This window comes from Candidatus Aramenus sp. CH1 (genome assembly GCA_022678445.1).
Taxonomy (GTDB): domain Archaea; phylum Thermoproteota; class Thermoprotei_A; order Sulfolobales; family Sulfolobaceae; genus Aramenus.
In genome coordinates this window covers 210,959-228,879 of sequence record JALBWU010000002.1, presented here as the reverse complement: position 1 = coordinate 228,879, position 17,921 = coordinate 210,959, and the positions used below count along the sequence as shown (strand labels likewise).

The window sequence follows — 17,921 nt, the reverse complement described above, 5'->3', positions numbered from 1 at the left end:
CCTAGGTGAATCTTCGAGAAAAGCCTTTCCCTTTCCCTCAACACCTCTTCCCTAGCTTCTTGTTCTTGAACCTTCTCTGTCTCGCTCTTCAGCTCGTCGAGTTCGGCGATCTTTTTCTGAAAAGTAGAAGTTCGCTCTTCACTGAGGAACCCCTATAAAATAGCGACAAGCGAGGGGAACATGTTCTTCTTGAACCCAAACACGTCTGTAGTGAGCGTAAACCTAGTGGGCCCCTCTCGCAAGGTACCCTTATACGTTACAGCCTTCGTGATAAACGGTAGCGAGGCGTACCCCGTTTCCCTTCAGTTCGTACTGGGTACTCTAGACCTACTTCCAGGCTCCTACTCCATAGCTGACAAGAACTCGACCACGATTTACTTACCCCAGTTCGGACTCACGGCAACCTTCCAGAACTGGTCCTTGGTGGGGGACGGCTACTTCACGTCGCCAGCGAACTCGCCAGCGACGAGCTTCAACGTCTATGGTTCCCTAGTGCTGACTATCGTGTACAAGGCGTTGACCCAGACGTTCAGCGTGAAGATAATGCCCAACGGGATACCCCTGGAGAGCTCAATGGCTGGAGAGTCTGGGGTGACCTTAACCTCCATGAACTACACCATCCCAGTATACGTGGACGATAAGCTTTTGGAGGTCGGGGCGAACGGGACCACCTTGACCTTGACTGAGGGGTACCACATAATAGAGTTCCCCACTAACTATAACATCACATTCGACTACCAGAACGCGAATTCGTCAAACTCCCTGTTCAAGAACTTCCCTGGCGGCGAGGTCATAACTTACCAGTACAAGCGACTGAGCACCAGCACTTCCAATATAAAGGTCGTAGGGGAGTTTGAGGTCTACGTGAACGGCTCCGGGACTGTCTACGGTGACTACTACCCGAGTACCGTTTACTATTTGGTCATAGTGAAGAACAACTTCAGTTTGCCCAGCGGAGTTTACCTCTGTAGAAACTCCACTCCCGTACTAGGGGATATAGCAGGACAGCTACTAGAAGTGGGAATTGGCGGCAATTCCTACGCTTGGGGACCAATAAAGGAATACGTCCCCCAGGAGTTCTACTTGGCGCAGGGTACTAGCGTAAACTACGAGTGCAACTACCTACTACGTTTAAATAGCACATTTGTTTTGAATATTACAGGGCAAGGTCAAGTGACTGCGTACGTGCTCTTTTCCAACCCGCGTTACGTAGAACTGGTCGAGCCCTCGGGCTCTCACTTTTCACTGTTCTCAGTCTCCTCGCCCGTCTTATTAGTAAACTACCAGGAGTGGGAGTACTATGGTACGCCCCCATCAAAATAAAGGGGTGGTGCAGATGAAGGCGCTCTCAAACGTCATCTCCGTAATAATACTAATGGTAATCCTTCTAGCAGTATTTGTCCCCACCCTCTTCTACTTCCAGAGCCTCCAGTCAAGCCAGCCCGTCAGCACTGCAATTGCCAACAACTACGTTTACCTAAAGGGGCTACAGCAGGAGCAGATACAGTAAGGTCACCCGAGCCTTTACTACAACGGGACGCAACTGGCCTTAGTGTACTTCGACGGGACGTTCGTTCCACCGATGAACTTGACCATTGTTGGCATCCTCTACCTGAATACCTCCTCGGGAGTGTGGACTAACATAACCTCACTGAAGTACCCTATAACCGTAAAGGAGGGAGAGGCCTTACAGCTACCCAAATACGTAGAGGGGAAACCCATAATCGTGGTCACCTCTCTAGGCAACTTGTTCTTCCTTACTCCAGGGCCGTCAATAGGGCCCTATTCAGGGGTAGTGACTAAGGGAGGCGCCATAGTGCTCGCCCAGATATGCCAGAGCTTAGGAAGCCCACTAGGGGTCTCCACCAACGTGACTACGAACATATACGGCAAGTTCCAGAACTTCACGACCCCGGTGGCCTTCCCCAACCAAACGGGGTAGTTCGCCATGAAGGTGCCAGAGTACGTCTACTACGAGAACTCCAAGGGGCAGAAAATAACTGGCGTGTTCCACAACTGGAAGGTACTGGGAGTAGCGAGCCTCAACTCCACTACCTCTAACTCGGTGGAGGTGACACTTGAAGGGTCCACTGCGATCTTAGTAGCCAACTACTCTGAGCTCAAAGCTTACGACACGGTAAACATAGTGCCATCAATAAGCGGTGAGCCGATAGAGGTGTCAATAGACGGGATAACGTACACGGTCACGAACCAAACGAGCTTGAGCCTGCCCGCAGGCTTCGCGAACGTGACCATAATCACGACGCAGTTTAACTCCTCCGCGAACAACAAGGTAATCCACCACTACTGCTACTCCGAAGTGAGCTACGGAGGTAAGACTTACACCACCCTGTCCATGTTGCTCTTCCTACCCCCACAGACCACTCCAACTATATACTTGGACTATGTGAACAACTTCAACTACTACTACATTACGCTAAAGAGCGTAAACTCGTCAGGAGACGTGGTAATATACCTAAACGGGACTCAGTACAACTACAACTCGAGCGTGTGGATTAAGGGCGGGAGCTACACTGTCTCGCCTACAGGGATCTTTTACGGCATCTACTCTTGTGGTGCTACTGAAATGCAGGTGGAGTACCAGAACGGCTCCACTTTCACCTACTATTATCCCAACATACCTAACGGGATAACGATTAACCAGCCCTTAAAAATCGTGGTGTACTACGGCGTAACAGACTACTTCCAACCACTATGAGGTGAGCGAGACGAAGGCCCAGTCAGAGTACGTAGCGTTCCTCATAGCGATGATCTTGATAGTGGCTGTCCTAGTCCCCCTCTTCCTAATCCTCTCCAACTACTCCGTGCCAGAGGTGAAGCCGGTAAACTACCAGACTATTGCCAAGGAGCAGATCATCGGCGGCTCAGTCCTCGTATTCTTCAACTCCACCCCCTCAAAGCCTTTCCTCTACGTGGCCCACGGGAACCAGAACTTCGTCCTTCAAGCGGTCTACTACACGAAAGGAGGGATTTGGTACAACATTACAAATCACGTGAAGGCGGTGACGACAGTAAACGGGGCCCCTCAAACGTACCCGCTCCCGGTCCCCTTAATATATAACTTCATCCTACCATCGTACGTGTGGAACTACACGCTTTTGCTACAGATAGAGGCCTATAACGTCACGGTCTTCGCGTCAGTGTACCCAAATGAGACCGCGTTCGCCTAAAGTCAGTCGTTTTTCCCGCTCCCTCGAGGTGTAGGGGAAAGGGGGTTTTCGCTTTAACGCAACTGACTAGGGGGACTAGCCCTTGTCCACCACCGCTCAACCTACTTCAATTACCCAGCTGTACAGCGTGTAGCCCGCAAAGACCGACCCGTCCACGTCGTTGAACTCCATTCCCACTTGTATGGCGTCCAAGTAGTACTCGCTAGCAGAGATGCTTGGGAACACCTTGTCTATGAAGGTGAAGCTCTCCACTATGAGCTGTGAGAGGGGTACCGTGACGTTCCCCTCCAGCTGTAACCCGCTCACGTAGTATACTCCTATCCATCCGTTGGCCGAGCCTGTGTGGGGCAACACGTACACCGAGAAGTTGTCCTCCACCAAAGTACCGTTGACCACCACCGGCACTTGCACCTCCCCTTCGTACACGAGGTAGCTGGAGAGTGTCTCGTTGTGGTGTAGCCAGACCATCACCTCCACGTCCGGGAACTCCAAGTAAGTCGTGTAGGGGTTCTCTGTGAGCCATATGTCGTAGGAGAAGTCGTCTATCACCCCCTTCTCCACGAACAGAGAGTAGGAGAGAGTGGAGTTGAAAGCAGGTAGCCGGGACACCTCCACGGGGAGTGACAACATAGGCGACAGCTCGGTTGACCCAGCAAAGGGGAACCACATCTCCTCCCCGTACATGACCCCTGGGTACCCGTCCACGGGGATCGAGGGGGTGACCTTCTCGAAGTCTGTGAAGTTAACGTAAACGTGCAGGACGTGCCCCACGTAGGTTAAGTTGGCCTCGCCCTTTGCGTACTTCATGTTCCAAAGGAAAGGAGAAATGAAGAGGGAGGCGTTTGGCGTGTACACTTCTGCCATGGCATAGGCGTTGTCGCTCTGGTACTTCCCCAGCACCGTGAAAGTGCCGAGTTCGTTGAAGAGCAGTAGCTCATTTGCAGAGGGGGGTGGAGCTGTACTGGAGGTAGTTGTGGAGCTAGGGTACGTCTGGCTCTGAGTAGTGCTCACGGTGCTGGAGGAAGAGGTCTGGCTTTGCGTGGCCGAGGTACTGGTGGATGCCTGGGTTTGGGCTGACAGGGTGGTGGAAGTATTCACTGACGAGGTTAACGACGAGCTGGGGACTGGGTGGGTATTTGCGAGGTCTTGGATCAAGGTCACCGCTGAGGTTACTAATAGTGCTGTTGCGATTATAGCCAGAGCTAATCCTTTTCTCATAGATCTAGTTATGCTATGTAGGGATTAATAAAAAGACGCTTAAACGGTGCAAATCTTGACGGCTCCCTCAAGAGCTCTTAACGGACTGGTCTCGAAAACACTAAGACTCATGCCAAGAACAGGCCTCGCCCTTTGGCAAGAGGAGGTCAGCCGTTGTTAGCAGTTTCGCTCAAGTCATACAGTTTTTATAATCTGATGTCAGGACAAACCGCAATGCTTAGGCCCAAGGAGGTTGTGCCAGAGGTTAGGAATTTCCTAACTTTGAGGGACTACGTAAAGCAGGGGAGGATAGCACCAGTAGTGTTGGAAGGCGGTGCCGGGAGGTTCAGGGAGAAGGGCGTTGAGAGGTTGATGGGAATAGTCAGGAAGAGGAAGATGGTGTTATACGCTAGGTTTTCCTCGATGACCCAGAAAGACGTGCACCTATCCCGAAAGGTAGGCAAGACCTTCGTGTGCGAGAGGTGTGGGTTCACGTTAGATAGACAACTAAACGCGTCCTTGAACATCTACCTCAAGATGTGCGAGTTCCCCCGCCTAGACAGCATTCTGTCTAGGTGGGTAGGGGTTTATCTCGCTAATGGGGCGGAGGAGGGTGAGGGTGATGGAGCTTGACCCCCGTGAAGTCCAAGGGTTGAGGACTGATATCAAATATTATGATGTCCTATGAGACCCAAACCCCCTAGATTTGCCCCTTAGCTTAGAGAACGAGGGAGGCGAAAGGGGCAAGAAGATGAGGAGGATGCACGCTCTCCTTCACTGTTGCACGCATTGTCCAGCTACGAGGACAACCGCACAGCGCCTACCAGCGAAGAACTTGAGCCAAACGACCCCCACTGAAGGTGCAACGGAACCCCTAGAGCCAATAGAGCAAAATGTAGAAAGTTTAGAAAGAAACTTTTTTTAAAATCTAAAAACAAATTCCTGTCATGGTAGGAAAGAGATCGGTGACTTTTCATACCAAAATAACGGAACTGAAGAGGGAAGTTTTACACATCCTAGACCTAGTCCCCCTGTCTACCTCCTCCGTTGCTCCCGCTTTCAGCATCGCGGCAGCTTACGGCGTTATGGTGTCCCTCGCTGGCCCACAAGCAATAATGTCCACCTTCATCACCGCCATCCCGTTCCTTCTGATCGCCTTAATTTTCAGGCAGTTCAACCTGCACTTCCCACACGCCGGGGCGTCTTACCACTGGGGGGCTAAGGTAGTCGGGAAAAGGTTCGGGGCTTTCCAAGCGTGGATTGTGACCTTGGCCTACTTCCTCTCCATCCCGCCCATAGTCGTCCCCGCTGGGGAGTACACACTAGCCCTCCTCTACTCCCTCGGATGGATCCCCTACTCCGCGTACTCTTCCCAGTTCTGGGTGTCAGTGGTCGGGATAGCTTGGATACTAATAGCCACTGTACCACTGTTGCTGGGTGCGAAGCCAACTGCGAGGTTCACCGAGGCCTTTCTAATGATCGAGCTCGTAGTGCTTGCCCTCTTCCTTGGCCTCGGCTTTTCCCACTTCAAGGTTGTAAACCCGTTCAGCTGGAACTGGTTCTTTTCAACTAGGGTGGATTGGACTGGGGTAGTCCAGGCGTCGGTAGTAGCTGCCACTATCGTTGACGGCTGGGAGATAGACAGTTACGCTGCTGAGGAGTCGAAGAGGCCCAACAAGTGGCCGGGGCTGAGCGGGGTGATCGGCCTCCTCTCAGTCCTTGTAATATACGGCGTTGCCATGCCCCTAATGACGATGGAGACTCCCTTGAACGCCCTCGCCCAGAGCGTCGACCCTCTCTACACTTGGGCCCAGTACGTGGTGCCCCCCTTCGCTTGGCTAATAAACTTAGCAGTACTTGCCTCTACTGCGAGCTCCCTGTGGCTCACGGAGTTCATACTGAGCAGGGCGTGGTACGCGATGGCCAGGGACAACCTACTTCCCTCCCTCTTTGGTTGGGTCAACGCTAGGTTCAAGAGCCCCTGGGCCAACGTGCTCGTGATGTCTGGGCTCAACGTTCTAATAAACGCGCTGATGCTTGCCTTCCCCTCGGTTCAAGCTTTCTTCACCCTGGTGTTAAGCTCTGCAGGGATCTTCTTAGCCATGGAGTTCCTCCTTGACAGCGTTAGCGGCGTCCTTTTCTTCTGGGTAAGGCACAGGCCGATGGAGCTAGAGGGGGTGGGCCCTCACGTCCACTGGGCGTACAGGGTTATTTCCGTGGTCGCCTCGCTCTCCCTTGGCGCCATAATAGCCCTAGGGCTCTACTACAGCCCCTCAAACATTGGCTGGGAATTCCCTTACGTCTTCGCGGGGTTGATGGTCTTCTCCCTTGTATTTGTATACCTCTCGAGGAGGGTAGAGGTAAAGGACTTCATGGTGGGTTGAGGGCGCGAGCCGATTAATGGCTGTTAGTCCCTGCCTTTAATTCCCCTTGCTTAAGGCCTTTGAGAAGGAGGACAAGACGTCAGCCCTTCAGCTCCTCCATGGGCTTGTGCTCCCTCTTCTCCAGAACGACGAGCGACGATATTGCTACAATCCCCAGGACGTCCAAGAAGACGCTAACCTCTATCAAGAGGGGTATAGGTACAAGGAACGCCCCCAGCATCACGATGGCGTTCTCCTCCTCTACGTAGCCCACGATCTGCGCTGGCGTGGAGTTCCTCGACGCCATGAGGAAGAGCCCCTGGAAGAGCAGGGAGAGCGGAAAGACGAGCTCGTAGACGTCCCCTGAGAACACCATCGGCACTACGAGTTCGTACAGCACGAGGACTGCGATGAAGAATAGGCCGAGGTCTACCATCAGCAGGGACGCCACTCCCCTTATCCTTTCCCTCTCACCGTACCTATTTCCCAACGCCTTGAGCAAAACGTATGGCGTCACCACTCCCCTCAGCAATATGAGGACAATGGCTAGGATGAAGTAGTCGTAGACCCTCATGGTTAACCCTAGGTAAGCGGATAGCACGGCCAGGGCAAAGGACTGAACCCCAATCGCCCTCACAAGGGGCTTGTAGTAGGCTTGCCCCTGTATGTAGAACGCCGAAGCTATCACGGAGACCGACAGGAGGTCGACTATTTCCTGGCTCAGCTCACTCACCTTGCACCACCGACAGCAACAGGGCTGTTACCGAGAGCACAAGGGCGACTGCGAGGAAGTCCTGGACCTTGAACAGCCTGAGCTTCGCCAAGCTGGTGTCTACTACCAAGGTCACTAGGATCAAGGTCATCCACTTAAGGAACATTACGCCCAGGTCCTCCAAAGCCCCCACGACCCCTAGCTGGAGACCCCAGGGGAGGAGGAACACGTTCAACAGCACGGAGCCCAGCAAGTACTGCTTCATGTACCCTCCCCACTTCAGCAGCGCCAGGGGCTTCCCGCTGTACTCGTAGAGGAGGCCCTCCTCTATCATGCCCATCTCCGAGAGCCCAGAGCTCTCCACTGGGAGCTTTCCGGTCTCAAATATCCAGAGCATGAAGAAAGCCACAGTCGCTAGCACGTGGTCTAGGGCAAGGTAGTTTGTCAAGTTTAAGGCGAACTGGTGCTCCACGTAGGGGTTGTTGGTCCCCGTAGTCAAGGCCACCGCGAAAAACACGGTAATCAAAGTGGACTCCCCCAGAAAGGAGAAGGAGAGCGTCCTCGCTGAGCCCAACGCCACGAAGTTGCTCCCGGATTCCATCGCCCCCGCTACCTTAAGGAAAGAGGCGAGGGAGAAAAGCAGTGCTCCCCCTAAGAAGTCGACCGCTGGCGTGAAGAGAACTGGCTCCGGGTAAACTACTGGGATGACAAGGGAAATCGTCACGTAAATGGAGAAGACCACGTAGGGGACGTAGAGGAACAGCTGGGAAGCGTTGTAGGGCAGGACGGTCTCCTTTCTCAACAGCTTCAACAAGTCAAAGTAGGGCTGGAAGACGCTAGGTCCCCTCCTAGATGCGACGTTTGCCTTCAGCTTTTCAAGGATGCCGGTGTAGAGTGGTGAAAGCACCACTACCCCTAGGGCTTGCACCACCGTCTCAAACGCCACGCCTATCAACGCAACACCACCACCAAGGTCACTAGTATGAATGCCACTACCATGTAAGCGATGTACCAACTGATGGAGCTGTTCATGTAAGCCCTGGCCAATGCCCTCGAGAAGACCAGGTACTTCCTAGCGACAAGATAAAAGGCCCTCCAGAAGACGTCGCTTGTCACCACTATCTCGTCAATCTTGGTCCTCAGCAACTTGGCGAGCATCAACCTAACGTTGTTGGCAAAGGCAAGTGCCGTGTACTCCTCCCTCGGCTTGACGCCGTTGTTCCATGGACTAGACCTCCTCACCTTAGGCCTGCCGAAGACCCCTAGGGTGACTACACTGAAGGCTACTACGAGTAAGAACACGTAGAGCGGGGAGATTCCCCCGAACACCTTTCCAGGGAGGTACTCAGAAGAGACGACGAGGCCTTCTGCAATTCCCAGCTGTGGAGCACCGGTGAGAAACCCCTTGAAGAACACGTAACTTGCCGGGCCTAACAAGAGCACTGCTACTCCAACAACGGAGGAAACTAGGAGCCTCGCCGACCTCCCACGTTCTCCCCTGAAGAGCTGGGTGTAGGACAAGAACTTCACCATGGCACCGGAAGCGAACCCCTCCCCCATGGCTATCACAGCTCCTGAGATGATGGGTACAGCAGACAAGGCCGAGTGCAGGAGGAAGGCCTCCATGAAGAGTCCCTCCAGGAGCCCCCACACGGCCACCCCGCCGACGTTGGGTAGGAGGCCAGACATCGAGGAGGTCAACAGCACTGCCCCTACCTTCCCTAGCCTGCTCCTAACCACCTTTAGTCTGCTCAAGGACTCCCCCTCTACGCTACCCGCGACCATGAAGAGCCCAGTCTTGGCAATGGAGTGGGCTAGGGAGTACACTACCAATACATCTAGGGCGAAATTAGCTAGGGTCTTCGTTTGGTAGGTCAAGTACAACCCTACCAAGGAGAGCAGGGCCCCGTCGTTCTCGGCAGTGCTGAAGGCCAGTAGCCCCTTTAAGTGCTCGGAGACGTAGGCGTAGAGCGCCCCAAAGAAGACGGAGGTACTGCCGACCACCATGAGGACGAAGCCTAGGGCAGGAGTAATCGGGGAAAGAAGTGCCACCCTGGCGAGGATGTACGTCGCCACCAGTGTCGTCCCAGCGCTAATTAGGGCGGAGGCGTTGGCCGGAGCGTTAGCTTGGGCTATGGGCACCCACTCAGAGGCCATGAATGGGAAAGTGGCCATCTTGAAGGTTGAGCCAAGTGCCACCAAGACGAGGGGAACCGTAGTTTGCAACGCTGTGAAGTAGGGAGAATCAGTAAAGGAGTAGGCGTAAACGAACCCCGCTAGGAGAAGGGCGGTGCTCAGCTCCCCAAATGCCATGAAGGAAAAAGCAGGGAAGTCCTGCCTCCTGTTAACTCCCACGATAGCGTACATAGGGATCGTCATTATCTCCCACCCGGCCAGGAACTCCAAGTAAGTCCTTGCAGTCAAGGATATGGCCATGCCTAGCATCGACGTTATGAGGAGTGGGGAGAGCCATCTCCCGTAGTTGTCGTATACTGTGGAGTAGACCGAGGCGAGGAACCACACTACCCCGACTATTGCCAGGAAGTCGCCGTCTACTCCACCTACTAGGGCCCCGTAGTACACCGAGAGTAGGGAGACGGTGGCGGACGCATAGTAGCCCGCCTTCCTGTTGACCAGAGAGAGGGCTATGGACAAGGAGAATCCTAGGTAGAGGTAGGAGGGATTCACTTCTCCTCACCTTTCCGCGTCCTGGCCTCTATCAAGGCCTTGAGTATCGTGTAGGGGTTCGGCGGACACCCCGGGATCACTACGTCAGGCTTTATCTCGGAGCCGGCCCCAATTATCCCCCCGGATATTGCGCAAGCGCCCAACGCTATGACCAGCTTGGGCTTCGGCATCGCCTCGTATGCGTTAAACAAGACTTCCCTCATCCTCTCCGTCATTACGCCCATCACCACAAGAGCGTCAGCCTGCCTTGGGGTGTTAGTGAAGAATATCCCGAACCTAGTCATGTCGTACTGGGGAGAAGAGATTGCCTTTAGCTCCAGATTACACCCACCGCACGTCCCCACATCTATTGGGTAGAGGTAGAAAGACTTCTTGAACAGGCCTACTGTCCTGCCCACCGCGTAGATGTCCACGTCCCCTGTGGGGCGGTAGGCTGGGTAGCACCTCCTGCAGAAGACGCACCTTCCTGGTTCCCACTTACCTCCCTTTATGGCGTTAGTGGGGCAGTCCACCTCTCCATCCCCCTTGAGCCTAGTTGACCACGGGGCGATCTCTAAGGGCTTCTCCTTGGGGAACTTCTCGGTCTTTATTCCCTTCCTCAGACCGCGCAGGAACCAGCTCACGTGAACCTCACCCCTACCTCTGATACCCATATCCCAAAGCTCTCCCAGTTGAACGGGAAATCTGTGAAGATGTTCCTTACCATGGACTTGGAAAAGAGCCTCAAGTTCACCGAGGAGGGGGACAACAGGGAGACGTCCGTGACCCTGCTCTCCCTGTCGACCTTGACATAGTAGGCTAGGTCGCCGGAGGGGCTCTCGACCCTCCCTATTCCCTCCCCCTCCCTGGGCCTCGCCTCGTATTCCTTTTGCCTTACATTTACCTCTGAAATTATCCTTAGGGACTCGAACACTTCCTCCCCCCTCACTACCAGCCTGCCGAAGGCGTCCGCGGAGTCGTACTTGACTACCTTGAAGTCAAAGTCCCTATAGGGCAACGTCTCTTCCTCCAGCCTCGCGTCGTAGATTAACCCTGCCGCCCTAGCAGCCGGGCCTATGCTCCTCTCGTCCCTCACAACGCCGTTCCCCTGTAGCCTGTCTATGAATATCCTGTTTTCCAAGATGCCCTCGTAGACCTCTCTGAACTCCTTCTCCACGTCGCTCAAGTCTACTTTCTCGCCCTCTAACCTCACCCTGCCAAGGGAGTTTACGCCGAAGAAGTACCTATGCCCAAACACCTTCCCTATCCGCCTGTTTACCTTCTCCACTAGATAGAGCAACTGGTACATGGGTACTAGGAAGCCAGCTGACTCGACTAGCCTCTCTATCACGAACAAGTTGTTCCTCACCCTCTCTAGCTCTACTTGAAGAATCCTCAAGTACAAGACGTCTGGGTCTACCTCGACGCCCATTGCCCTCTCCACCGCAGTGAGGAAGGCTATGGAGTGGGAGGCTGAGAAGGCTCCGTTTACCCTCTCCACTAGGAGGAGAACGTCGTCTACGCCCTTTCCTAGAACCCTTATCTCCCTCTCCTTATACAGAGGATAGACCGCGACCCTGCGTATGTACTCCCCTAAAGTGTCCATGTCGACGCGTACTGACTCCAGGAGGCCACCGGCCGAGGGGCCATAGGTGAAGGTGAAGGAACCAGGGAGAGCGGGGGCTCCTCCTTCCCCAGCCAACGGCGGACACTCGCCCTCCACGTAGGAGTCGGAGTAGAGACAGAATCTGCCCAGCTGGCCAATTACCCTCCCCATCCCAACCACCACACCGCAAAGACCCCTATTGCAAGGGACACCACTGAGGAGGCCAAGGAGATGGCCCCCATAAACACGTCCTCCCTTAGTCCCCCCTCTCCCTTGAAGACCATTCTGCTAACGTGAAAGTTAACAGAGATGAAGGCCACTGCAATTAAGGGCACAAGGAGAGAGAACTCAAGGGGTGAGTACTTGGCCAAGGAAGAGAGGATCAGGAACTCCCCCACGAAGGTGCCGAAGGGAGGAGTACCGGTGACCGCTAGGGAAGAGAGGATGAGGGAGTAGGGGACTAACTTGAGCCTCCACAGGCCGTAGCCGTCTATCCTCTTGCTACCCGTGGACTTGTACACCACTCCTGAAGAGTAGAAGGCCCCGGCCTTGCCGAAGGCGTGGGCGACTAGGAGGACTATTGCACCTAGGACGGAACCGCTTACTAGCCCCAAGAGGGCCAAATTCATGTTCTCTATACTGGAGTAGGCGAAGAGCCTCTTGAAGCTGGTCTGGCTGGACATGCTTATGGACGCTATGGCAATGGAGGCTATTGCAAACGCGGAGTAGAGCGAGGGCAAGGGGGACACCTGATACACCATGTACATGACGTATAAGGCGACCGGCAACAGAGTCCCTGAGAACAAGGCGCTGACGGGAGCCGGGGACTCGCTGTGAGCGTCGGGTAGCCAAGTGTTCACAGGGAAGATGCCCACCTTTGTGCCGAAGCCTACGAGGGCCAGGGCTGAGGCCAGCTTGAGGGTTAAGGAGCTGTGGGGAGCCAGGATTGAGGAGACCTCGAGGGTGTGGAGGCTGTAGTACACTAGGATTACTGAGATGAACGCTAGGGAGATCCCCGAAGAAATAACCAACAAGTACCTCCACCCCGCCTCCACTGCAGTCTCAGACCCCTCTACAGTGACTAGGAGCACCGTGGACACAGTAGTGGCCTCCAAACCTACCCACATGAGGCCGAGGTTGTTGACAACTAAAGCGAAGAACATAGACGACGCAAAGAAGTTGAGGAGTGCGAAGTAGTCCCTCTCGCTAAGCCTAGTCCTCTCGCCCTTGAGGTATTTAAGGGAGTAGAGGGAGGACAAGAGGTAGATCGAAGCTACAATGACCACGAAGTACCAAGTGAACCCAGTGACGTAAAAGAAAGGGTTGACTACGGGTAAGTGAAAGTAGAGGAGAGAGGAGAGCACTAGCTCAGCTACTCCTGAAGCCACGCTGGAGTACTTTATCCCCTTGAGGAAGAGGGCGTTGGCTAAGAGCGGAAGCACAACCAAGCACAGCACTTCAAGTTCTTCGGGCTTCACCTATCTCACCTGCCTACGCCGGTAAGCGTTCTGGAGATAGGCGTCATCAGCCCTCATTGACGATCGGGCGGTTCGGGGTAGAACCCCAGGGGGACGCCATCCCCCGCCTTATGGGGTCGGCGTCTAACTATATTTGCCGTGGTATATAAGCTTTCCATACTAACAAGTGAATTATTTTTACATTACTTAAAATTTAGTGGAAAATTTGTTTGGGGCCTCTAGGTCCTAGTCCCTCTTTTTGGGTATCACCAGCCTGGGGTTGAACTCCATGGACTCTCTCAGGTCTCGCTGTCAAGCACTTGGAGAAGGCGTCGAAGGACTCCAATACCGTCACTTAGATGGTCCACTCTGTCCCCCTGCCGTACTCCTCCACAATCCTCAACGCCCCCCGCGTGGTCCTCGTCAGCCTCGTAGCCCACTCTCAGGAAGTCATTCGCCTCCTTTGGGTACTCGTCTGACTCCAGGATGGTCGGGTCGAAGTAGTGTATTCTCGCTCCGAACTCCGTGAGCGTTCTGTCAGCCACGAGCTCAAGGCTGTGCATGGCCACCATAGTCTCCACCTAGCTCCTCCTCTCCACTATCTCCCTCCATTTCCTGATAAATAAGAAGACAAACCTCGCTTGGCGGGGTAAGGTTTTAACATGAAAACGATTTCCTTTTATGGCGCTTCCTTTGGTGAACTAAAGATGAGGAGCCAGATTACTCCCGCAATTCCGGAAGCGTCAAAACCGCAGTTGTGAGGCTCTTCCCTAGTGGTCATCAAAAGAGGAAATTGAGGAAGTTGGCGGACGCAACAGCAAAGGTGTGGAAGGAGACAAACTACGATAGACAGCAATTCTTTCAAGAAAAGAATGTCAACTTTAAGGAAACGTGGAGGAAGTATTACGAGAAGTACAAGAAGGTTCTAGGAGTTAACGCTCAAGCTGTTTTCAGAAGAACAACTTGGTCGTCCTTCTCGTCATTAAAACAAAAACCGTCATTCGCGAATCACTTCTCACCACCAAGCTATTGGAAGGCGGTAAGAGGAAGTTGATCCTAGTAGTTAGGCAAGATCGTTTTCATTAGACAAGATCGTTATGAGGTCGACGAGGAAAAACGCGTCATCTCTCTGAAGGATTGGGAAATGGAGATGCCCTTTGAAGGTAGGTTAAGGTGGTTTGGAGTACAAGGTAGACTGGAGATTCGCGTGATGGGCAACAATTTTTACGCCCACATTTCGTTGACGTTGGTAGGACTGTAGCAAAGAAAAGCGGTAAGCCAATAGAAGAGTCTCTTATCATTCACGGTGAGAGGGATGAGATTCAGATCGAGAGACCTAAAGGTGAGTTGCGTCAATTGACCTTGGCGTAAACGCGTTGGCTACTGTCGTTGTTGAGGACGTGCTGTTCTATTTTATAGGGGTTCAGCAGTGAAGAGCGAACTTCTATTTTCAGGAGAGGATCGCCGAACTCGACAAGTTGAAGAGTGAGACAGAAAAGGTTCAAGAAGTAATAGGGAAGAAGTGCTGAGGGAAAGGGAAAGAATTCACTAAGCTTTACCGTAGGCTTCTTCATTTACAGAACTTTAGCCTTTAACTTTGCTAAGTCCTTGTGGTCTCTTGGCGTCTCCGCCGTTTACTTGGGCTATCCTAACTTCATCTCTCGGAATAACGGAAATAAGTTCACTTCAAATTTGGTCTTATCGCAAGTTGGCGCATTAGCGAACAAACTCCACGAGTACGGCGTAAAGACGTACCTAGTGATTGAGTACAATACCTCGCGTTTCTGCGCTTACCATAACGCAAATGTAACGAGAAGGCCTAGGGGAGTCGTAAACTGTCCTTTTGGCCATAAGCTTCACAGCGAGGTTAACGGAGCGTTAAACATTGTGAAACTAGGAGTTAAGAAGATTGTTAACGCGTTGAAGAACCTTTTCTTTTCTCTTCACATCACGGAGTAACTCCCATAAAGGGGAGTAACGCCTTAGACCTATGCAGAACCCTCGCATGGCGGGGAGGGGTCAGACCCTTCAAGTTCTCCTTGACAGGGGTCTTGGTCTTCCTGGCTACTGCGTTAGCAGTGTGGACGCCCGCCCTACTCTCAATCGTGTTCAACACAAGGGGAGCGTCAGGAACCACGTTGCTGGCGTACGTAGTCGTCTTCGTAGCCCTCTTGTACTCCCCAGCGTCGAGGAGGGCCTGGAAGGGGTTTGCGGAGAGGCTTACCTTGAACAACTACTCTTAACTGGAATACCCCACAGAATAAACTATTCTGCCTCCACACGGCAAATCACCGGTAAAATCTTTAAATCTTTTACGTATTCTTATACTCCTTTGTCTATTTTTTAAATGGAAACATGGAAAGTTTTTAACTTATTTGCGCAAATCTTCAGTCATGATCTTCACGCCCAGAGAAGAGGAAAAGCTCCTGGTGTCGTGGGCTGCGGAGCTGGCCAGGAGGAGAAAGGCCAAGGGCCTTAAGCTAAACTACGAGGAGGCTTTGGCAATAATAGTCGACTACGTCCTCGAGGGGGCCAGGGAAGGAAAGAAGATATCCCAAATACTAAAGGAAGTGCAGACCTTGTTGACCGAGGACGACGTAATGGACGGGGTGCCGGAGCTCCTCGACGTTGTGCAGGTCGAGGCCACGTTCCCGGACGGCACGAAGCTGGTGACCATAAGGAGCCCCATAAAGTCCTCCAAGTCCGCGCTGAACACCTACGACATCAAGGAAGGCGAGGTTGAGATAAGAGAAGAAGGGGAGCTGGAGGTGACCAACACTGGGGACAGGCCAATCCAGGTTGGTTCCCACTTCCACCTCTTCGAGGTCAACAAGAGGCTGAAGTTCGACAGGGAGAAGGCCTTTGGTTACCGCCTTGCCATACCCTCTGGAACAGCGGTCAGGTTCGAGCCGGGGCAGACGCACGTGGTCAAGGTAAGGAGAATGGGAGGGAACAGGAGGATCACTGGGCTCAACGGCCTCACTGAGGGTTCGCTAGATCACAACAAGGAGGACGCATTGAAGAGGGCAAAGGAGAGGGGGTTCGCTTGAAGATCTCCAGGAGGAGGTACGCTGAGCTCTACGGGCCAACTGAGGGCGACAGGATAAGGCTAGCAGACACCAACTTGTACGTAACAGTGGAGAGGGACTTGATAACCAAGGGAGAGGAGCTCGTCTTCGGGGCGGGGAAGACGGCGAGGGACGGGCTCGGACTACTCCCAACTGCAAGGGAAGAGGACGCGATGGACCTAGTGATAACAAACGCTGTAATACTGGACCCAACTATTGGAGTGGTCAAGGCAGACATAGGCATAAAGGGAGGGGTTATAGTTGGAATAGGCCACGCTGGGAACCCCTTTACCATGGACGGGGTGGACTTCGTTGTAGGCCCAAGCACCGAGATAATATCCGGGGAGGGGCTAATCGCCACCCCAGGGTTCATAGACACCCACATACACTGGGTTGCGCCACAGCAGGTCTTCGACGCCCTCTCCGCCGGCTTCACTACGTTGATAGGCGGAGGGACGGGGCCAGCTGAAGGGACGAAGGCAGTGACTGCCACCCCGGGTAGCTGGAACCTAAAGCTGATAATGAGTGCCTTGGAGGAGTTCCCCCTCAACTTTGCGTTGACAGCTAAGGCCTCTTCCAGCAGGATCCCAATGGAGCAGGCCTTGGAGGGAGGTGCATCTGGCTTCAAGATCCACGAGGACTGGGGGGCAATGCCGAGGGTAATAGACGAGACGCTCACGGTAGCGGACGAGTACGACGTCCAAGTGACAATACACACGGACACCTCAAACGAGAGCGGTTACTTGGAGGACACGCTCAACGCCATAGGTGGCAGGACGATCCACGCCTACCACGTTGAGGGGGCAGGAGGGGGGCACGCCCCGGACATAATCAAGATATGCAGTGAGCCCAACGTCCTCCCGTCCTCTACAAACCCCACGAAGCCCTTCACGGTCCACACCTACGAGGAGCACTTGGAGATGCTCATAGCCGTACACCACTTGAACCCTAAGGTGCCAGAAGACGTAGCCTACGCCGAGTCCAGGATAAGGGCTGAGACTATGGCGGCGGAGGACTACCTCCACGACATAGGGGCCATAAGCATGATGTCCTCCGACTCCCAGGCTATGGGCAGGGTAGGGGAAACGGCAATAAGGACGTTCCAGCTGGCGCACAAGATGAAGGAGCTCAACTTGAACCCCATGGACAACAACTTCAGAGTAATGAGGTACCTGGCCAAGTTGACCATAAACCCTGCGATAGCCCACGGAATCTCAGAGTACGTGGGGAGCCTACAGCCTGGGAGGATTGCCGACGTGGTGCTCTGGGACCCCAGATTCTTCCCGGTGAAGCCCTACATAGTGATAAAGGGAGGGGCAATAGCTTGGGCAATAATGGGCGACACCAACGCGTCCGTTGCCTACTCGCAACCCTTGCGCTACAAGCCGATGTTCGGCTACTACGCCCCCCACTTGACCTCCTTCTTCTTCGTGAGCCAAGTGAGCGTTGAGAGGGTATCCAAGTCCCTGAGGAGGAGGGTCCTCCCGGTGAAGGGGACTAGGAAGCTGGGGAAGAAGGACATGAAGTACAACGACGCTCTGCCCAAGATAGAGGTAGACCCGGACACCTACGAGGTGAAGGTAAACGGGGTCGTTCCAAAGGTGCCCCCATCGGAGAGGCTACCATTGACCCAGCTCTACTTCATGTTCTAGGTGGTGAG

General features: G+C 53.7%; 16 protein-coding genes, 3 pseudogenes and 1 riboswitch. Of the genes and pseudogenes, 10 read left to right on the top strand and 9 right to left on the bottom strand.

Features of this window, described 5'->3' with window-relative positions; translation table 11 throughout:
• Positions 1-180: 180 nt before the first annotated feature.
• From MPF33_02815 to MPF33_02805, 3 genes and pseudogenes are all read left to right on the top strand, one after another.
• On the top strand, positions 181-1,323 hold the full coding sequence (locus MPF33_02815; protein ID MCI2414176.1) for a hypothetical protein: 1,143 nt from the start codon (positions 181-183) through the stop codon (positions 1,321-1,323).
• Positions 1,301-2,719 (top strand): annotated as a pseudogene (locus MPF33_02810) (hypothetical protein). Before MPF33_02815 ends, MPF33_02810 begins: the two are co-directional and overlap by 23 nt.
• A gap of 49 nt (positions 2,720-2,768) precedes the next feature.
• Positions 2,769-3,191 (top strand): hypothetical protein, encoded by a 423-nt coding sequence (locus MPF33_02805; protein MCI2414175.1) that lies wholly within the window; start codon positions 2,769-2,771, stop codon positions 3,189-3,191.
• Between the two features lie 96 nt (positions 3,192-3,287).
• Here MPF33_02805 and MPF33_02800 read toward each other — a convergent pair whose 3' ends face one another.
• Positions 3,288-4,409 (bottom strand): hypothetical protein, encoded by a 1,122-nt coding sequence (locus MPF33_02800; GenBank protein ID MCI2414174.1) that lies wholly within the window; start codon positions 4,407-4,409, stop codon positions 3,288-3,290.
• 213 nt (positions 4,410-4,622) lie between these two features.
• On the opposite strand from MPF33_02800, the pseudogene MPF33_02795 reads away from it, so the two are divergent.
• The 3 genes and pseudogenes from MPF33_02795 (at position 4,623) to MPF33_02785 (ending at position 6,772) form a co-directional block, all read left to right on the top strand.
• Positions 4,623-4,826, top strand: a pseudogene (locus MPF33_02795) (IS607 family transposase).
• Between the two features lie 6 nt (positions 4,827-4,832).
• A pseudogene (locus MPF33_02790) lies at positions 4,833-5,076 on the top strand (transposase).
• A gap of 259 nt (positions 5,077-5,335) precedes the next feature.
• Positions 5,336-6,772, top strand: a complete 1,437-nt coding sequence (locus MPF33_02785) for an APC family permease (protein ID MCI2414173.1) — start codon at positions 5,336-5,338, stop codon at positions 6,770-6,772.
• 79 nt (positions 6,773-6,851) lie between these two features.
• Here the strand turns inward: MPF33_02785 and MPF33_02780 are convergent, their stop codons facing one another.
• From MPF33_02780 to MPF33_02750, 7 genes are all read right to left on the bottom strand, one after another.
• Positions 6,852-7,484 carry a hydrogenase gene (locus MPF33_02780; GenBank protein MCI2414172.1) on the bottom strand — a complete coding sequence of 211 codons (633 nt, stop codon included), beginning with the start codon at positions 7,482-7,484 and terminating at the stop codon, positions 6,852-6,854.
• Positions 7,477-8,418, bottom strand: a complete 942-nt coding sequence (locus MPF33_02775; GenBank protein MCI2414171.1) for a respiratory chain complex I subunit 1 family protein — start codon at positions 8,416-8,418, stop codon at positions 7,477-7,479. Before MPF33_02775 ends, MPF33_02780 begins: the two co-directional genes overlap by 8 nt.
• The gene (locus MPF33_02770; protein ID MCI2414170.1) at positions 8,415-10,151 is read right to left on the bottom strand and encodes a hypothetical protein; all 1,737 of its coding nucleotides are present in this window, start codon (positions 10,149-10,151) and stop codon (positions 8,415-8,417) included. The genes MPF33_02775 and MPF33_02770 overlap by 4 nt, the downstream gene beginning before the upstream one ends.
• Positions 10,148-10,804: an NADH:ubiquinone oxidoreductase gene (locus MPF33_02765; protein ID MCI2414169.1), complete on the bottom strand. Its 657-nt coding sequence runs from the start codon at positions 10,802-10,804 to the stop codon at positions 10,148-10,150. Before MPF33_02765 ends, MPF33_02770 begins: the two co-directional genes overlap by 4 nt.
• Positions 10,771-11,919 carry a formate hydrogenlyase gene (locus tag MPF33_02760; protein ID MCI2414168.1) on the bottom strand — a complete coding sequence of 383 codons (1,149 nt, stop codon included), beginning with the start codon at positions 11,917-11,919 and terminating at the stop codon, positions 10,771-10,773. The genes MPF33_02765 and MPF33_02760 overlap by 34 nt, the downstream gene beginning before the upstream one ends.
• Entirely contained in the window at positions 11,895-13,214 is a 1,320-nt protein-coding gene (locus MPF33_02755; protein MCI2414167.1) for a hydrogenase 4 subunit F, read from the bottom strand. Before MPF33_02755 ends, MPF33_02760 begins: the two co-directional genes overlap by 25 nt.
• Before the next feature lie 30 nt (positions 13,215-13,244).
• Positions 13,245-13,327, bottom strand: a riboswitch (Fluoride riboswitch).
• Between the two features lie 165 nt (positions 13,328-13,492).
• Complete coding sequence (locus MPF33_02750) at positions 13,493-13,774, bottom strand: hypothetical protein (protein MCI2414166.1); 282 nt, start codon at positions 13,772-13,774, stop codon at positions 13,493-13,495.
• A 176-nt stretch (positions 13,775-13,950) separates the two neighbouring features.
• On the opposite strand from MPF33_02750, the gene MPF33_02745 reads away from it, so the two are divergent.
• On the top strand, positions 13,951-14,247 hold the full coding sequence (locus MPF33_02745) for a hypothetical protein (protein ID MCI2414165.1): 297 nt from the start codon (positions 13,951-13,953) through the stop codon (positions 14,245-14,247).
• A 554-nt stretch (positions 14,248-14,801) separates the two neighbouring features.
• The gene (locus MPF33_02740) at positions 14,802-15,152 is read left to right on the top strand and encodes a zinc ribbon domain-containing protein (protein MCI2414164.1); all 351 of its coding nucleotides are present in this window, start codon (positions 14,802-14,804) and stop codon (positions 15,150-15,152) included.
• Here the strand turns inward: MPF33_02740 and MPF33_02735 are convergent.
• The gene (locus tag MPF33_02735) at positions 15,142-15,426 is read right to left on the bottom strand and encodes a hypothetical protein (GenBank protein MCI2414163.1); all 285 of its coding nucleotides are present in this window, start codon (positions 15,424-15,426) and stop codon (positions 15,142-15,144) included. The genes MPF33_02740 and MPF33_02735 overlap by 11 nt on opposite strands.
• Positions 15,427-15,586: 160 nt before the next feature.
• Between MPF33_02735 and MPF33_02730 the strand changes: the two genes are divergently transcribed.
• Positions 15,587-16,243, top strand: a complete 657-nt coding sequence (locus MPF33_02730) for an urease subunit gamma (protein MCI2414162.1) — start codon at positions 15,587-15,589, stop codon at positions 16,241-16,243.
• On the top strand, positions 16,240-17,913 hold the full coding sequence (ureC, locus tag MPF33_02725; GenBank protein MCI2414161.1) for an urease subunit alpha: 1,674 nt from the start codon (positions 16,240-16,242) through the stop codon (positions 17,911-17,913). The genes MPF33_02730 and ureC overlap by 4 nt, the downstream gene beginning before the upstream one ends.
• Positions 17,914-17,921 lie beyond the last annotated feature (8 nt).